This window comes from Streptomyces sp. NPDC048288 (assembly GCF_043201555.1).
Lineage (GTDB): Bacteria > Actinomycetota > Actinomycetes > Streptomycetales > Streptomycetaceae > Streptomyces.
Window position 1 is genome coordinate 485,719 of the sequence record NZ_JBICZD010000006.1, and the last position, 17,045, is coordinate 502,763.

General features: G+C 72.0%; 14 protein-coding genes. 7 read left to right on the top strand and 7 right to left on the bottom strand.

The annotated features are described in order from the left end of the window. Window positions 1-2 precede the first annotated feature (2 nt). Window positions 3-1,097, bottom strand: coding sequence for a ribosome small subunit-dependent GTPase A (gene rsgA / locus ACGFZS_RS24185; RefSeq protein WP_393796859.1), 1,095 nt, complete (start codon window positions 1,095-1,097; stop codon window positions 3-5). A 323-nt stretch (window positions 1,098-1,420) separates the two neighbouring features. On the opposite strand from rsgA, the gene ACGFZS_RS24190 reads away from it, so the two are divergent. Continuing rightward, a complete protein-coding gene (locus ACGFZS_RS24190) occupies window positions 1,421-2,782 on the top strand; it encodes an acyltransferase (RefSeq protein WP_393796860.1) in 1,362 nt (453 codons plus the stop codon). A gap of 62 nt (window positions 2,783-2,844) precedes the next feature. Here ACGFZS_RS24190 and ACGFZS_RS24195 read toward each other — a convergent pair whose 3' ends face one another. Further along, complete coding sequence (locus ACGFZS_RS24195) at window positions 2,845-3,855, bottom strand: LacI family DNA-binding transcriptional regulator (RefSeq protein WP_393535538.1); 1,011 nt, start codon at window positions 3,853-3,855, stop codon at window positions 2,845-2,847. A 202-nt stretch (window positions 3,856-4,057) separates the two neighbouring features. On the opposite strand from ACGFZS_RS24195, the gene ACGFZS_RS24200 reads away from it, so the two are divergent. The 3 genes from ACGFZS_RS24200 (at window position 4,058) to ACGFZS_RS24210 (ending at window position 6,947) form a co-directional block, all read left to right on the top strand. Beyond that, a complete protein-coding gene (locus ACGFZS_RS24200; protein ID WP_393796861.1) occupies window positions 4,058-4,855 on the top strand; it encodes an ATP-binding cassette domain-containing protein in 798 nt (265 codons plus the stop codon). Beyond that, window positions 4,852-5,880: an ABC transporter permease gene (locus ACGFZS_RS24205; protein ID WP_393796862.1), complete on the top strand. Its 1,029-nt coding sequence runs from the start codon at window positions 4,852-4,854 to the stop codon at window positions 5,878-5,880. The genes ACGFZS_RS24200 and ACGFZS_RS24205 overlap by 4 nt, the downstream gene beginning before the upstream one ends. 62 nt (window positions 5,881-5,942) lie before the next feature. Then, window positions 5,943-6,947, top strand: coding sequence for an ABC transporter substrate-binding protein (locus tag ACGFZS_RS24210; RefSeq protein WP_393796863.1), 1,005 nt, complete (start codon window positions 5,943-5,945; stop codon window positions 6,945-6,947). 92 nt (window positions 6,948-7,039) lie between these two features. On the opposite strand, the gene ACGFZS_RS24215 is transcribed toward ACGFZS_RS24210, so the two are convergent. The 5 genes from ACGFZS_RS24215 to ACGFZS_RS24235 form a co-directional block, all read right to left on the bottom strand. Continuing rightward, window positions 7,040-8,545: a cellulose binding domain-containing protein gene (locus tag ACGFZS_RS24215; protein ID WP_393796864.1), complete on the bottom strand. Its 1,506-nt coding sequence runs from the start codon at window positions 8,543-8,545 to the stop codon at window positions 7,040-7,042. A 332-nt stretch (window positions 8,546-8,877) separates the two neighbouring features. Beyond that, on the bottom strand, window positions 8,878-10,197 hold the full coding sequence (locus ACGFZS_RS24220) for a radical SAM protein (RefSeq protein WP_393796865.1): 1,320 nt from the start codon (window positions 10,195-10,197) through the stop codon (window positions 8,878-8,880). Between the two features lie 58 nt (window positions 10,198-10,255). Next, window positions 10,256-10,918, bottom strand: coding sequence for a pyridoxamine 5'-phosphate oxidase family protein (locus ACGFZS_RS24225; RefSeq protein ID WP_393796866.1), 663 nt, complete (start codon window positions 10,916-10,918; stop codon window positions 10,256-10,258). A 109-nt stretch (window positions 10,919-11,027) separates the two neighbouring features. Beyond that, complete coding sequence (locus ACGFZS_RS24230) at window positions 11,028-12,095, bottom strand: LacI family DNA-binding transcriptional regulator (protein ID WP_393796867.1); 1,068 nt, start codon at window positions 12,093-12,095, stop codon at window positions 11,028-11,030. 49 nt (window positions 12,096-12,144) lie between these two features. Next, window positions 12,145-13,155, bottom strand: a complete 1,011-nt coding sequence (locus ACGFZS_RS24235) for a hydroxyacid dehydrogenase (RefSeq protein ID WP_393796868.1) — start codon at window positions 13,153-13,155, stop codon at window positions 12,145-12,147. Between the two features lie 167 nt (window positions 13,156-13,322). On the opposite strand from ACGFZS_RS24235, the gene ACGFZS_RS24240 reads away from it, so the two are divergent. From ACGFZS_RS24240 to ACGFZS_RS24250, 3 genes are all read left to right on the top strand, one after another. Then, entirely contained in the window at window positions 13,323-14,576 is a 1,254-nt protein-coding gene (locus ACGFZS_RS24240) for an FAD-binding protein (RefSeq protein WP_393796869.1), read from the top strand. A gap of 70 nt (window positions 14,577-14,646) precedes the next feature. Continuing rightward, window positions 14,647-15,882 (top strand): ROK family transcriptional regulator, encoded by a 1,236-nt coding sequence (locus ACGFZS_RS24245; protein ID WP_393796870.1) that lies wholly within the window; start codon window positions 14,647-14,649, stop codon window positions 15,880-15,882. Between the two features lie 160 nt (window positions 15,883-16,042). Then, window positions 16,043-17,044, top strand: coding sequence for an ATP-binding cassette domain-containing protein (locus ACGFZS_RS24250; protein WP_393796871.1), 1,002 nt, complete (start codon window positions 16,043-16,045; stop codon window positions 17,042-17,044). Window position 17,045: the final 1 nt, after the last annotated feature.

Genomic DNA, 17,045 nt, shown 5'->3' on the forward strand with positions numbered 1-17,045 from the left:
GGCTACCGCCACCGCCCCCGCTTCGCCTCCATCGCCGCCTTTCCCTCGGCGCCCCGCTTCTTCCAGTCCTTCTTGATCTCGGCGCGGAGCCGGGCGTCGGTCTTCGCGACGATCCACTGGTTCTCCCGCATCAGCTTGCGGTAGCTCTCCAGTCGGCGCACCGGCAGTTCGCCGGCCTCCACCGCGCGGCGGACCGCGCAGCCCGGCTCGGACTCGTGTCCGCAGTCGGAGAACCGGCAGCCCTCGGCCAGTTCCTCGATCTCGGTGAAGACCTGGCCGACCCCGCTCTCGGCGTCGAACAGGCCCACGCCGCGCAGGCCCGGCGTGTCGATCAGCACGCCGCCGCCGGGCAGGGCGAGGAGGTTGCGGGTGGTCGTGGTGTGCCGGCCCTTGCCGTCCACGTCCCGGGCCGCCTGCACCTCCATCACGTCCGCGCCGAGGAGCGCGTTGGCGAGGGTGGACTTGCCGGCGCCGGACTGGCCCAGCAGCACCGAGGTGCCGGAGCCGACCAGCGAGACGAGGAGGTCGAGCCCCTCGCCCGCCTGTGCGCTGACGGTCAGGACCGGCACGCCCGGGGCCGTCGTCTCGACGTCCTCGACGAGGTGCGCGAGCGTCACCGGGTCCGGGACCAGGTCGGCCTTGGTGAGGACCACGACCGGCTGCGCCCCGGACTCCCAGGCCAGCGCCAGGAAGCGTTCGACACGGCCGAGGTCGAGTTCGACGGCGAGGGACACCGCGACGATCGCGTGGTCGACGTTGGCCGCGAGGATCTGCCCCTCGGACCGCTTGGAGGAGGTGGAGCGCACGAAGGCGGTACGGCGCGGCAGATACGCCCGTACGTAGCGCGGGTTGCCGCCGGGTTCGACGGCGACCCAGTCGCCGGTGCACACGACCCGCAGCGGATCGTGCGGGGTGACGAACGCGGTGTCGGCGCGCAGCGTCCCACCGGCGGTGACGACATCGCACTGCCCGCGGTCGACACGCAGGACACGCCCGGCCAGCAGGCCTTCGGTGTCGTAGGGGGCGAACTCCTTCGCCCATGCCTCGTCCCAGCCGTAGGGAGCGAGAGCGGAGAAAACAGCGGAGCTGGAAGTCAAGGGTGACCCTTCGAAGGGCGGCCCCGGGAAAGTGAATCGGTCAGCCGGTGGCCGCGGAGGTGGAGTGGATGAACTTCCGGATGCGGGCAGCGCCCATCACAGAGACAGCCATCGGTCACACCTCCCGTACTTCTCTCGGCTCTTCCATTCGGCTGACGGCGACCGTCAACGGCCGCCGTGCGAAGCGGTCCTCACCCTAGGGCAGCTCCCGACCGGGTGCCACAGGTTTTTGTTTCGGCGGGGGGTGTCGTACCGGGCACGGAATGGTTGCGGCATGGGTGACCGGGCACGCCGGTGCCGGGGCTGCGGCAGCATGACGGGCCATGAGCAGAGACCGCTGTGTCGACTTCCTGCGCGCGTGGGCGATCGTGCTGGTGGTCCTCGGCCACTGGCTGATCACGGCCCTGGTCCGGGAGCCCGACGGCCGGATCACCGCCCCGGAGCTGCTGGCGACCGTGCCCTGGACCCAGTGGCTGACCCTCGCGTTCCAGATCATGCCGCTGTTCTTCCTGGCCGGGGGCCATGCCGCCGGCGGGTCCTGGGCACGGGCCCGGGCGGCCGGGGACACGGCCGCCGGGTGGCTGGGGCGGCGGGCGCTGCGGCTGCTGCTCCCGACCGGCGTCTACAGCGCTCTGGTGCTGCTCGCCGTCGGGATCTGCTCGGCGGTCGGCGTGGACCCGGACACGCTCGCGCTGGTGGGCTGGGCGATGGCCATGCAGTTCTGGTTCCTTCCGGTGTATCTGCTGCTCAGCGCGCTGACGCCACCGCTGTACGCGGCGCACCGGCGGTGGGGGCTCCTGGTCCCGCCGGTGATGGGGGCGGTGGCCCTGGTGGTCGACGTGCTCGTGCTGACGGTGCACGCGCCGTACCTCGGGCTGCTCGACTACGTGCTGGTGTGGGGTGTCGCCTATCAGCTGGGCTTCTGCTGGCGGGACGGGCTGCTGACGAGGAGTCGGCTCCTGCCGCTGGTGATGGCCTCCAGCGGCGCCGTGGCCTTCGCCGCGCTCGTGGCCCTCGGGCCGTTCCCGGTCAGCCTGATCCTGGTGACCGGGCAGACCCCCAGCAACACCGATCCCCCGTCGGCCGCGATGCTGGCGTGGGTGGTGGCCCAGGTCGGGCTCTGCCTCCTGGTCGCGCCGGCGGTGCGGCGGCTGCTGGAGCGCGAGCGGGTGTGGCGCCTGGTCCGTCCGGTGGGCGCGGTCAGCATGACCCTGTATCTGTGGCACATGCTGCCGGTGCTGGCCGTCGCCGCCGCGTTCTACCTGACCGGCCTCGCGCCCGAGCCGGTCCTCGGGTCCGCCGCGTGGTGGGGGCTGCGCCTGCCGTGGCTGCTGCTGCTCGGGGCCGTCCTGACCGGCGTCGTCGCCGCCCTCCGGCCCCTGGACCGCGGGCTGGGCGCGCTGTACGCGCGGACCGGTCCGGACGCCGCTCCGGACGCCGGTCCGCGTCGCGCCTGGCCGCGTCGCGCCTGGCCGCGTCGCGCCTGGCCGTTGTGGCTCGGCCTGGCCCTCGCCGTCGCCGCCCTGGGACGGCTGGCCGAGCGGGGGTTCGCGCCCGACGGCCGGTTCCCCGTGCTGCCGGCCCTGGGCCTGGCGCTGGGCACGGCACTGGTGACGCTCAACCGGTGGACGGCGGGCCGCCGGTCCGAGCAAACCGAGAAGGCTCGCGTCGCGGACCGGGTGTGACACCGATCCGCCGCGGTCCGCGGCCCTGGGCACGCGCTCGCGGCCCTGCCCCTTCCTCCTCCTCAGGCTCCGAACGGCCCCGGTATCTCCCCCGACCCCCGGCGGATCAGGCGGGTCGGCATGACCACTGTGCGGGGTGGTGAGACGTCGCCGTGGATGCGGGCGAAGAGCAGGTGGGCCGCGCTGGTGGCGAGGGCCACCGGGTCCTGGGCGATGACGGTGACGGGCGGGGTGAGGCGGGCGGCCAGGTCGAAGTCGTCGAAGGCGACGAAGGCCAGGTCGGTGGGGAGGACGGTGAGGGCGCTGAAGGCGAGGGGTTCGTTGCCGGCGAACAGGGCCGTCGGGGGGTCGGGCAGGGCCAGCATCGCGGTGACGGCCCGGGCCGCCTCGGCGCCGGGCCGCAGGCCGTCGCCGACCAGTGCCGGGTCGGCGGCGATCCCGGCCTCCTCCAGTGCGGCGAGGTAGCCCCGGCGGCGTTCGCCGAACGTCCAGATCCTCGGCGAGTCGCCGAGGTACCCGATCCTGCGGTGGCCGTGGGCGACCAGGGACGCCACCGCCTCCCGCACCGCGGCGAAGTTGTCGACCACCACGGCGTCCACGTCCAGGCCGGGTGCCGCCCGGTCCACACAGACGATCTTCGTGCCCTGCGCCTGGGCCGGGCGCAGGAAGCGGTGGCTGCCGGCGGCCGGGGTGAGGATCAGGCCGTCGACCCGGCGGGCGGTGAACGCGGCGATCACCTCGCGCTCCCGGCGCAGGTCGGCGCGGCTGGAGCCGATGAGCATGATGCTGCCGCGCTGCCGGGCGACGTCCTCGGCGGCGGAGGCGACGGCGGCCATGAAGGGGTCGGTCACGTCGTCGACCAACAGCCCTATGGTCTGGCTCAGTTCGTGGGTGCGGCGCAACTGGCGTGCCACGTCGTCGCGTTGGTAGCCGAGTTTGCGGACGGCGGCCTCCACCCGCGCGGCGGTGCGCGGGGCGACCGCCGCGTCGCCGTTGACGACCCGGGACACCGTCATCGCGCTGACGCCCGCTTCCGCGGCAACGTCCTTCATGGTCGGCCGGGTGGCTGCCACGCCACGTCCTCCACCTGCGTCACGTTTGAGCGTCGACTCGTTAACGTTACCAACTCGACGGCAGATCAACGGCCGTGTGAACAAGGGGAGTTGAGGGGGCCGATCAGGGCGGCCGGAGACCGGCTGCACCACCCTTGACACCCCGCTGTGAGCGCCCCAAGAATCAGCCAAGCTGTTAACGATACCAACCAGAAGGCACAACATGGCCTCTGCAAGGGAACCACTGCTCACAGCACATGGGGTGGTCAAGCGTTTCGGCCACGTCCAGGCGCTCTCGGGCGCCGATTTCACGGCGTACCCCGGCGAGGTCGTCGCCCTGATCGGCGACAACGGTGCCGGCAAGTCCACTCTGGTGAACGTCCTTTCGGGCGTCCTGTCCCCCGACGCCGGCGAAGTCCGCCTGGACGGCGCCCCGGTGCGGTTCTCCGGGCCGATGGACGCCCAGCGACAGGGCGTGGAGACGGTCTACCAGGATCTGTCGCTCGCGCCCGATCTCGACGCGGCGGCCAATCTCTACCTCGGCCGGGAGATGGTGCGCGGGGGGCTGCTCGGGCGGCTCGGCGTCCTCGACCGGCCCGCGATGCGCCGGGAGGCGGTCCGCGCCTTCGCCGAGCTCGGCGTCGAGCTGAAGGATGTGACGGCTCCTGTGACAACGTTGTCCGGCGGGCAGCGGCAGTCCGTCGCGGTGGCCCGTGCGGTCGCCTTCGCCCACAAGGTCATCTTCATGGACGAGCCGACCGCCGCGCTGGGCGTCGTCCAGCGTGCCCGGGTCCTGGAGACCGTGCGGAGGGTCGCCGACCGGGGCATCTGTGTCGTGCTGATCAGTCACAACATGCCCGAGGTGCTGTCGGTGGCGGACCGGGTGGAGGTGCTGCGGCTGGGCCGGCGCGTGGCGTCGTACACCGCGGCCGGGACGACCATCGAGGAGCTCGTCGGGGCGATGACCGGGTCGCTGGACGGGCCGAACGGCGGCGGCGGGAAAGCGGAGGGCGGACGATGACGGCGGAGAGCAAGGCGACGGCCGTCGAGGGCCGGGCCGGGGTGCCCGACTGGCTGCGGCGGGCCGCGACCCTGAACGAACTCTGGACCTTCGTGATCCTCGTGGCCCTGGTCGCGTTCTTCACGATCGCGGCGCCGGGCAAGTTCTTCACCACGTACGACATCACCCAGATCGCCGTGAACGCGGCCATCTATCTGGTGCTCGGTGTCGGCATGACCTTCGTGATCATCACGGCCGGGATCGATCTGTCGATCGGCTCGGTGCTGGTGCTGGCCGCGGTGGCGGCGGGCGAGTACAACCTCCATCACGGCGGCCCGGACTCGGGCTGGGGCACGGTCGCGTTCTGCGTGGTGATCGCGCTTGCCGTGGGCACCGCCTGGGGCGCGCTGCAGGGCGCGGTGGTGGCGACCGGCAAGGTGCCGCCGCTGATCGTGACGCTGGGCGGGCTCGGCGCGGCGCTGGGGATCGCCGAACTCGCCACCGGCGGCCAGGACCCGGCCGGCGCGGCCTCCACCCATCTGCAGAACAGCCTCGGCTTCGGCAAGGTGCTGGGCATCCCCTGGATGGTGATCCTGGCGGCCGTGGTCACGGCGGCCTTCGGCTGGGTGCTGGGCAGTACCCGGTTCGGGGAGCACACGCTCGCCATCGGGTCGAACCCGACGGCCGTACGGCGGGCGGGCATTCCGGTGGGCCGGCATCTGGTGAAGGTGTACGGGCTGATGGGGCTGCTGGCCGGGCTCGGCGCGGTGATGTGGCTGGCCTCGTACGGCACGACGTCGATCGCCGGGCACTCCACCGACAACCTCAAGGTGATCACCGCGGTGGTGCTGGGCGGTACCAGCCTGTTCGGCGGGCGGGGTTCGGTACTGGGCACGGTGATCGGCGTCTTCATCCCGGCGGTGCTGACCACCGGGCTGATCGTGATCGGCGTCCAGCAGTACTGGCAGGACGTGGCGGTGGGCGTGGTGCTGGTGGTGGCGGTCTACGTCGACCAGCTGCGCAGGAAGACCCGGGACCGCGCATGACCGCATCGCTCGTGACTACTGAATCGCTCGTGAAATCGCACGTGACTAAGGAGGACTCTGTGATGAGGAGCATTCGCAGCAGGCGCCGCATGCTGGTCGCGGTGGGCACGGTTCTGGCTCTCGGCGCGGGGGCCTCGGCGTGCGGTTCGTCGAACGACAGTGGCGGCTCGGGGAGTTCGGGCGGCGCGAAGGGCAAGAAGGTCCGGCTCATCACCGGCGTGAAGAGCGACCCGTTCTACATCACCATGACCTGTGCCGCGCAGGAGGAGGCCAAGGCCAAGGGGATGGACTTCACGGCCGACGGTTCCGCGCAGTGGGACGTGTCGGTGCAGCGCCCGCTGCTGGACTCGGTGGCGGCGGCCCGGCCCGACGGGCTGCTGATCTCGCCGGTCGACACCAGCGCGCTGACGCCGTCGCTCAAGCAGATCCAGTCGGCCGGCACCAAGGTGGCGCTGGTGGACACGACCGTGAGCGACGACTCCGTCGGCATCACCCGGATCTCGTCGGACAACGAGAAGGGCGGCCGGGTCGCGGCCGACGCGCTCGCCAAGCTGATGAACGAGAAGGGCTCGGTCATCGTCATCAGCGTCAAGCCCGGTGTGTCGACGACCGACGCGCGGATCAAGGGCTTCACCGAGGAGATGGGCAAGTACCCGGACATCAAGGTGCTGCCCACGCTCTACGACAACGACCTGCCGGCCACCGCGGCCTCCCAGATCCAGTCGACGCTGGCCGCCCACCCGGACCTGGGCGGGGCGTTCGCGGGCAACACCAACACCGGTACCGGTATCGCCACCGGACTGAAGCAGGCCGGCAAGCAGGGCAAGGTGAAGGTGGCCGCGTTCGACGCCGAGCCCGACGAGGTCGCCGCGCTGAAGGCGGGCACCCTGCAGGTGCTGGTCGCCCAGGACCCGGCCGCGATCGGCAGGCAGGCGGTGGACCAGCTCGCCAACTCCTTCGAGGGCAAGTCGGTCAGCAAGTCGATCGGCACCAACATGGTGGCGATCACCAAGGACAACATGAACGACGCGTCGGTCAGCAAGTACTTCTACAAGTCGCAGTGCTGACGGCGGGCCCGAGCAGGGGAGTATGACGAACGGTCAGCGGCCGGGCGGTCCCACCCTCTTGGGTCCGCCCGGCCGCCGGTCGTACGGACGGCTCAGCTCACCGAGCAGTCCGCGCCGTTCAGCGTGAAGCCGTCCGGCGCCGAGTTGCTGCCGCTCCAGGTGCCGAGGAAGCCGAAGGACAGGGTGCCGTTCGCGGCGACCGACTGGTTGTAGTCGGCGGCGTCGGCGGTGACCTGCTCGCCGCTCTGGCTGACGCTCGCGTCCCACATCTGGGTGACCCGCTGGCCGTTGTGGAAGAGCCACTGCACCCGCCAGCCGGCCAGGGCCCGGGAGCTGGTGACGGTGACGGTGGCCTGGAAACCGTCGTTCCACTGGTTGACCAGGTCGTAGGCGACCTGGCAGGTGGCCGCCGGGACGGTGCTCGGGCTCGCGGAGGTGGTGGTGCCCTTGTGTCCGGAGCCCGCCGTCGACGAGGAGGTGCCCTGGGGCTCCGGGTCGGGGTTCTTGTGGGCCGGTGTGCCGGTGGTGGCCGAGGAGGACGGAGCGGCGGAGGCCGACGTGTGCGTGGGGGTCGGGTCGCCGGACGGGAGGACCGCGGTGGGGTCGGCGACCGGCTGGCGGTCGTCGTGGGAGGCGGCGGCCGTGTCGTCGCCGGAGCCGCTGCCCATCGGCATCATCGACACGCCGAGCGCCACCAGCGAGATCAGCACCGCCGCGCCGAGCAGGCCGTGCCGCAGCACCTTGGCCCGGCCGCTGCCCTCCCTGGGGTCGGCGCCATCGTTGTCGACGGCACCGGGCCGCCCGGCGCCGAGCCGTACCTCGGCCGCGCGGCGGCGGCGCTCCAGGTAGGCGAGGCCGCCCCAGCCGATGACCCCGCCGGCCAGTGCCGCGGGCAGTCCGCCGCCGTGCAGCCGCAGACAGGCGGCGGCCTCGGCGCACTGCACACAGGTCGCGAGGTGCCGGGAGAGGTCGTCGGGCGTGTCGGCCCCGGCGGACCGGGTCACCGCGTCGAGCAGCCGGGCGTAGCTGCGGCACTCGGCGTCCATCGGCGTGTCGAGGTGGGCGCGGTGGCACCGGTCCCGGAAGAGCGCGCGGACCTGCTCCAGTTCCTGGGCGGCGACGGCCGGGTCGAGACCGAGCCGACGGGCCACGGAGGACAGCGGCAGCGCCTCGACCTCGGCCAGCCAGAGCAGCGAGGCGTCCGCCTCCTGCATGTCCCGCAGGCCGCGCAGCGCGACGGGCCGCTGCAACGGCAGGCCCGTGTAGCGCGTGGCCTTCTCGGAGTTGAGCCAGAGCCGGAGGTCCGGATCGAGTTTGTGCCCGAGCCCCTCGGCCTCCCAGCTCGCGGCCGTGTTGCGGACGGCGGTGAGCAGCAGCGGGATCATGGGCAGCCGGGCGGCGCGCCGGCCGGAGCTGCGGCCCGGCGCGAAGTCCGTTTCGCGGGCCTCGCGCATGCCGAGCGTGAAGGCCTCGGTGGCCAGTTGATTGGCCGTCAGAGAGCCGGACGTGCACAGGTCGGCATAGGAGAGCACCGCGTCCCAGCATTCGGAGAACAGCGCTGCCTCGGTGGCGTCCTGAGGGGTCGGCAGGTCGGGCATGGGTCTCCTGCATCCAAAGCGAGGTCAACTCACCATATTGGCAATGGAGTTGGGGGGAACCTCGCGGCAGGACCCGAGCTTTTCACGTCTCCTGCACAACTGACAAGCGGCATATGCAAAACCGGTTACCGGTGGTCGTGCCACGGATTCTCCCCGTCACCCATACCACCGGCCACCGGCTTCACGTCAACCGCCGCGTGCAGTCGTCCGGCCTCTCGGACCGGCGAGAGAACGCTTTCGTACCCGCCGTGACCCACAACTCCGGCCTCTAGTACGGACAGCGACCGCGTTTCGACTCACCGTTCCCGAAAGTCACTTGCGACGGCCGGACGCTACACCTTCGTCGGCTCCTGGGCGGGCAGGCTGTCCATGAAGGAGCTGACGGAGAAGACGGCGCGGCCGGGTCCGGGCGGGCCGTAGCCGGGCGGGGAGGAGAGCCCGAAGTCCTCCATGGTCTGGCGGTAGGCCTGGAGCAGCCGGATGTGGTACTCCAGCGGGGCGCCCTGCGGGTTGGCCTTGCCGAGCGGGGTGGTGGGCTCCGGGCACCAGGTGGTGAAGCGGGGCGTGATGCCCTGGGACATGAAGAAGCGCAGGCCCTCGGTGGTGGACGCGATCGCCTCGTCGACGGTCTTGAACCCGAACGGCTCGGCCATCTCCACGCCGGCCACGAAGTTGGGGATCACGTTGCGGGCGCCGAAGATGTCGGCCGAGTCCAGGATCCGCTTGTGCCACTCGTCCCGGCCGACGTACCGCTCCTTGCCCGGGCAGTACATCTTGAACAGGTACTCGTCCCACACCTCGTAGTTGGGGTGGTAGATCTGCACGCCGTAGTCCTTGAACCGCTGCACGTCGTCGCGCGGCAGCGCCTGGGCGACGACCTTGCCGATCCAGCGGCCCGGGAAGCGCTCCTCGATGGCCTTGGCGTAGTGGCCGTAGAAGTCGGCCTCGTCGCGCCCGGAGACCGTCTTGGTGATGGCGCCGCCGGTGAGCGTGTAGGCGGTGGAGGTCTTCGCGGTGTCGTACCGGTCGATGATCTCCAGGGCTTCGAGGACCTCCTCGACGTCCTTCACGCCCGTGTACGGCCGCCCGGCCGCCTTGTGCTGGCGCCAGTTGTGGTTGATGTCGCAGTACTGGCACTCCTCCTTGGCGCCGAAGTACTGGCAGACCCGGAAGACGGTGAGGTAGATGAGGTAGCCCCACTGGATGGTCGGGGCGACCTCCATCACGGACTTCCCGTTGGAGAGCTTGTGCCGGTAGTACTCCGGCATCGGCGGCACGCCGACGTCGGCGATCCGCTTCCCGTCGAGGTAGAGCCCGAGCATGCCCTCGTCGTCGGCGGCGACGCGGTACGGCGAGGTGGGGTTCACCCGCACCGACACCACGGTCCGGCGCAGGTCGTACGGCCCGCCGGTGAGGATGATCTCCTCCGGCGGCCGGCGCAGCGCGGCCTCGCCCAGCTCGGGCAGGGTGCCGTGGTCGAAGGAGAAGATGAAGTACGACTTCGGCTTGACCTCGCCGTTCTCGTTGTCGCTCAGCGCGGACGGGTCGAAGGCGACACCGCCCCGGAGCAGGTCCTCCTTGAAGACGGCTTCCCTCGGTACGTGCGGGAACCTCTCCATCAGATCCTCGACCAGCGCGGTACGGCTGCCCATCCCGTGTCTCCTCCCGGCTCAGGCGTTCGGCTCCTCACGGTATGCCCCCACCCGGCCGTCAGCCGTGCCGGGTCCCCTCACGGCGAGCGATGTGTCCCGGTACGGGGGTGTTCGGGGGCAGTGCGGGATCCGTCACGGGGGCACCCCAGGCCGAGGTCAGCGGCAGCACACCGGCCCAGAGCCCCAGTTCCGCGTCCGGTCCGTCCCCGTCCTCCGGCGCACCGGTACGGATCTTGACGGAGGCCTCGTCCAGGGGGAGGGCGAGCAGGGTGGTGGCCGCCAGCTCCCTGCGGTTCGGGCGGCGGGCGTACGACCACTGCCCCGGCGCCGAGTGCTCGGTGAGCAGGCGCAGGCCCGTCAGCTTCTCCTCGGGGTCGGTCACCTTGCGGGCGGTGCCGTGGATCATCGCGCTGCGGTAGTTGACGCCGTGCTCGAAGACGGACCGTGCCAGCACCAGGCCGTCGACCTGCGTGACGGTCACGCACACCGGGGTCCCGCCCGCCAGGCTGCGGCTGGCCACCGAGCCGTGCAGGTACAGCTGCCGCTCGTCCCGCCCGTACACCGTCGGCACGACCAGCGGCCGCCCCTCGACCACCACGCCGAGATGGCAGACGAACCCGGCGTCCAGGATCGCCTCCAGATCGGCCCGGTCCAGGCTGCCCTGCTCGCGCAGGCGGCGGTGCCGGGTGAGGTCGGTGACGGGAAGCCGGTCTGCGGTCATGACCCGCAATCTACCGATACCGCAGCAGCATGGCCACACTTTCGCCGATTACGCATATCAAGAGCAACGATTCAACGAAATCCGCAGATCACCGGGCATCCCGTCCGGCTCAGGCCCCGCCGGCCCGCCGCGTCGACTCCCGCAGCACCACATGCGTCCCCAGCACCAGGTGCTGACCGTCCGGCAGTTCGTCGCGGTGCAGGGCGAGGCGGACGGCGGCGCGGCCCAGTTCCTCCTGGGGCACGTGGACGGTGGTGAGGGTCGGGTGGACGTCCCGGGCGACCGGGATGTCGTCGTACCCGGCCACCGCGAGGTCGTCGGGGATACGGCGGCCGGACTCCCGTACGGCCTGGATCACGCCCGTGGCGATCATGTCGGTGGCGGCGAAGATCGCCGTGAACTCCCTTCCGGACGCCAGGAGTTCACGGGTGGCCTGGTAGCCGTAGGAGCGGGAGAAGACGCCGTCGAGGATCAGGTCCGGGCCCGGCGCGAGGCCGAGGAGTTCATGGGCGCGGGTGAAGCCGGCGATGCGCTGGGCGCTGGTGGAGAGGCCGGGCACGCGGCCGAGGTAGGCGACGCGCCGGTGGCCGCCGGAGAGCAGGTGGCCGGTGAGGGCGAAGGCGCCGCCCTCGTTGTCGTAGTCGACGACCGTGGCGGGGACGCCCGGGCCGAGCGGTGGGCGGCCCACGAGCACCAGCCGGGAGCCGGACCGGTCCAGGGCGTGCGCGAAGTGGGTCATGCGGTCGTGGTAGGCCCTGTCCTCCAGGGCGCCGCCCACCACGATCACCGCGTCGGCGCGCTGCTCCCGCATGGTCTCGACGACGGCGAGGATGCGCTTCGGGTCGCCGTGGGTGGTGCAGAGCATGCAGAGCCGGCCCTCCGCCGAGGCCTGCTCCTCGACCCCGCGGGCGATGTGCGCGTAGAAGGGGCCGGTGACGTCGTCGACGACGAAGGCGACCGTCTTGTTGGTGGCACCGCCGAGCGCGCGGGCGTGCGCGTTGACCACGTAGTCCAGCTCGCGCATCGCCTTCATGACCTTGGCGCGGGTCGCGGTGGCCACCGGATAGGTGCCGCCCAGGACCCGGGAGACGGTCGACGCGGAGACCCCGGCCCGCGCGGCCACGTCCCGTACCGTCGAGGCGTCCCCGTTCGGCGCCGGCTGCGCTCTCTTCACCACCGCTCGGCTCCCCTTCCTCGCGTGTTCAGGTCACCCTACGAGACGGCCGTCACGCGGCCCGCTCCAGGACCGACTGGTCGATGAGATGGGCCAGGCCGTCGCCGCTCAGGAGGCGCTCGGCCTCCTCCACGACGGTGAGGCCGAGCCGCGCCACCTCGTTGCCCTGCGAGCCCGCGAGGTGCGGGGTGAGGTAGGCGTTGGGGAAGTCGAAGAGGGGGGAGTCGGCCGGGAGGGGTTCGGGGTCGGTCACGTCGAGGATCGCGGTCAGCCGGCCGGTGCGCAGCTCCCCGATCAGGGCGTCGTGGTCGACGAGGGAGCCGCGCGCGGTGTTGACGAGGACCGATCCGTCCGGCATGAGGGCGAGTTCGCGGGCGCCGAGCAGATGCCGGGTCTCGGGGGTCTGCGGGGCGTGCACGGTGACGATGTCCGAGGTGCGCAGCAGGTCGTCCAGGGGCAGCAGGGGGACGCCGAGCCGTGCGGCCTCCGCCTGGTCCACGTACGGGTCGGCGAGGCTCACCACCAGGTCGTGCGGGCGCAGGAGTTCGATCAGCCGGCGGCCGATGCGGGAGGCGCCGACGATGCCGACCCGGCGGTGGAAGTTGCCGATGCCGGGGACGATGTCGCCGTAGGGGAAGCCGGCGCGGCGGGTGCGGAGCAGGTCGCGGAAGGCGAAGACGTCCTTCCCCGCGAGCAGGATCATCGCCAGCGTGTACTCGGCGACGGGCAGCGCGTTGGCGGCGGCCGCCGAGGAGACGACGATGCCGCGCCGCCACACCTCGGGCGTGGTGAAGCCCTTGACCGAGCCGGCCGCGTGCAGGACGGCGCGCAGCCGGGGTGCCGCGTCCAGGGCCGCCGGGTCCAGCACCGGGCAGCCCCAGCCGGTGACGAGGACCTCGGTGCGGGCGAGCGTCTCCCGTACCCGGGGGTCGGTGAAGTCGTGCGCCACCAGAGTGGGATCGATTTCTACACACTCGCGCAGCCGCGCGAGCACCTCCGGCGGGAAGATGTGCGGCACGTTCTGGGCCGTCATGGCGAACAGTGCCTGGGGACGCTCGGGCAAGGAAGTGACCTTCCGGCTCGGTGACGCGCGGATAGCAACCGGTCTCTACCGTAGGTCTCGGCGAATGAGAGGGTCAATGGACACGCACTCCCCGGAGTCCGACGGCGGACGACGGAGGACGACCGGGATGGCACGGCTGACGGCACGACAGGGATGGGACGGCACAGATGACGGATCCGGCGCAGAAGGTCACCAACTGGGCGCGCAACATCGCCTACACGGCCAAGGAGTTCCACCGGCCGCACACGCCCGACGCGCTCCGCGCCCTGGTGGCGGGCAGTGCGCGGGTGCGGGTGCTGGGCAGTGGGCACTCCTTCAACCGCATCGCCGACCCGGGCCCGGAAGGCGTCCTGCTCTCGATCGCGGACCTGCCGCCGGCCGTCGAGGTGGACACCGCGGCCCGTACGGTCCGGGTAGCGGGCGGGGTGCGGTACGCCGAACTGGCCCGCGCGGTGGACGCGCACGGGCTGGCGCTGCCCAACATGGCCTCGCTGCCGCACATCTCGGTGGCCGGCTCGGTGGCCACCGGCACCCACGGTTCGGGCGTGACCAACGGGCCGCTCGCGGCGCCGGTCCGGGAGGTGGAGCTGGTCCTCGCCGACGGCTCGACGGAGGCGATCGCCCGCGGGGACGCCCGTTTCGAGGGCGCGGTCACCTCGCTGGGCGCGCTCGGGGTCGTCACCGCGCTCACCCTCGACCTGGAGCCGGCCTACCGGGTCGAGCAGACCGTGTACGTCGAACTGCCCCTGGAGGGGCTGGACTTCGCGGCCGTGTCGGGGGCCGCGTACAGCGTGAGCCTGTTCACCGACTGGCGGGAGCCGGGCTTCCGTCAGGTGTGGGTGAAGCGGCGCACCGACCGGCCCGCCGTGGACTTCGGGTGGGCGGCGCCCGCGACGGAGGCGATGCACCCGGTGCCGGGCATGCCGGGCACCAACTGCACGCAGCAGTTCGGGGTGCCGGGACCGTGGCACGAGCGGCTGCCGCACTTCCGGGCGGAGTTCACGCCGAGCAGCGGGGACGAGCTGCAGTCGGAGTACCTGCTGCCGAGGGCGGCGGCGCTGGACGCGCTGCACGCGGTCGACGGCATCCGGGACACCGTCTCCCCCGTCCTGCAGACCTGCGAGGTGCGGACCATCGCCGCCGATCCGCAGTGGCTCAGCCCCGCCCACGGCCGGGACTCGGTCGCCCTGCACTTCACCTGGGTGGACGACCTGACGGCCGTACTGCCGGTGCTGCGGCGGCTGGAGGCGGCGCTGGAGCCGTTCGACCCGCGGCCGCACTGGGGCAAGGTGTACGCCGCGCCCGGCGAGGTGCTGCGCGGCCGCTACCCGCGGCTCGACGACTTCCGCGCCCTGGCCCGGGACCTGGACCCCGCCGGGAAGTTCACGAACCCGTTCGTGGCAGAGGTCCTGCGGGACTGACCCACACTTAATCCAACCCTTAAGGTAATGGCTTGTCGAAAGCGCTTCCCAGGCCATAGCGTTGCGCCGTGTGAAGCACACATCACGGGACATCCGCACCGCGAACCGCTACGAGGTACTGCGGCACATCATCGCCGAGTCTCCCACCTCCCGGCAGGAGCTGGCGTCCGTCACCGGGCTGAGCCTGGCCACGGTCGCCACGCTCGTCGGCGAACTGCTGGAACTGCGGATGATCACGGAGGTCGGGTTCGAGGACTCGGCGGGCGGCCGTCCCCGGGGCCTGGTCGCGGTCAACGCGTCCGGGGGCGCGCTGATCGGCGTCGACATCGCCGAGACGTACGTCCATGTCGAGCTGTTCGACCTCGGGCTGAACGTGCTGGCCCGCGCCGAGGAGGACATGCGTCCCGGCGAGCACCGGCCCCAGCAGGTGGTGGGCCATGTGGCCGCCGCGGTCGGCTCGGTGGTCGCCCAGGCGGGCGTGGAGGGCGCGCGGGTGCTCGGCGTCGGGGTGAGCGTGCCGGGGCAGGTGGACCGGGACACGGGCATCGCCGAGTACGCGCCCAACTGGGACTGGCACGACGTGCCCCTGCTCGACCTGCTCTCCGAGCACATCGCCTACCCCCTCCACCTGGACAATCCGCTGCGCGCCTGCGCGGTGGCCGAGCAGTGGTTCGGGGCGGCGCGCGGGCGCGGGGACACCGTGGTGGTGAACCTCGGCACCGGGGTCGGCGCCGGGCTGGCGCTCGGCGGCGGGCTGCACCGGGGCGTCAGCAACAGCGCGGGCGAGTGGGGCCATACGACGCTGGTGCTGGACGGCCGGCTGTGCCACTGCGGCAACCACGGCTGCGTGGAGACATACGTCGGCGCGCCCGGCATCATGCTCAACCTGCGGGAGCTGAGCCCGCAGAGCCCGCTGCTGCATCCCGAGGACCAGACGGCCACCGTCGACGCGCTGGCCCGGGGCGTGGCGGACGGCGACCCCGTCGCGGTCCGGGTGGTGCGGGACACCGCGCGCTACATCGGCGCCGGAGTCGCCAACCTGGTCAACCTGCTCAACCCCGAACTGGTCGTGCTCAGCAGCTGGGTGGCCCGCAGGCTCGGCGAGCCGCTGCTCGACGAGGTGCGCGAGGCCGTCCGCCGGCACGCGCTCGGCCGGCCCTTCGCCGCCACCGAGATCGTCCTCTCCCCCATCCCCACCGACCCGGTCTGCCTGGGCGCGGCCACCTTCGCGCTGGAGGGCGCCCTGCGCTCCGTGGGGCTGCGAAACCCGGGACGGACGGCCCGTACCGCACCGTCCGTGCGCTGACCCGGCCGTCCTCCCGGTGATCGAATAGTCCAAATCGCGGGTCGATAAATCCATTGCCGGGCTATTCGGCGCTCTGCGACCGTCGTGACGTATCCGCGGCCGGTCGGCCTCAAAAACCGACCGGCCGTATGTCGTGCACGGAATAAGGGAGTCACCCAGCGTGGCCGCAAGCATCGAGGTCCGCGGTCTGTCCCGCACCTTCCACACCACCGTCCGGCGCCCGGGCTTCGCGGGCGCCCTGCGATCCCTGGTCAACCCCGAGCGCGTGGAGAAACACGCGGTCGCCGACATCACCTTCGACGTCGCCCCCGGCGAACTCCTCGCCCTGCTCGGCCCGAACGGCGCGGGCAAGTCCACCACCATCAAGATGCTCACCGGCATCCTCACCCCGACCGCCGGCGAGGCCCGGGTCGCGGGCGTGGTGCCGTACCGGGAACGGGAACGCAACGCGCGGAACATCGGCGCGGTGTTCGGGCAGCGGACCCAGCTGTGGTGGGACCTGCCGGTACGCGAGTCGTTCGCCATCCTGCGGGACATCTACGAGGTGCCGAAGGCCGAACACGCGGCCCGCCTGCGGGAGTTCGACGACCTGCTGGAACTCTCCGCGTTCTGGGACACCCGGGTCCGCCACCTCTCGCTCGGCCAGCGCGTCCGCTGCGACCTGGCCGCCGCCCTGCTGCACGATCCGCCGGTCGTCTTCCTGGACGAGCCGACCATCGGCATGGACGTGGTGGTGAAGGAGCAGGTCCGCGAATTCCTGCGGTACCAGGTCGCCGAGCGCGGCCGTACCGTGCTGCTGACCACCCACGACATGACCGAGGTGGAGCGGCTCGCCGAGCGGGTGGTGCTGGTCAACCACGGCCGGCTGGTGCTGGACGGCTCGCTGGACGAGATGCGCCGCCGCTTCGGCTCGACCTGGCAGGTGCGGGCCACGCTCGCCGACGCGCACACGCCGGTCGTCCCGCTGCCCGGCATCACCGTGGTCCGCCGGGAGGGCCCGCAGGTGGTGTTCGGCCCGGACGGCGCCGCCGCGCCCACGGTCCACGAGGCGCTGAAGCTGGTCATCGAGCGGCACGAGGTGACCGGTGTGGCGGTGGACGAGGCGGACCTGGAGGACGTGATGCGGGCGGCCTACACGCAGGCGAAGGCCGAGGCGGTCTGAG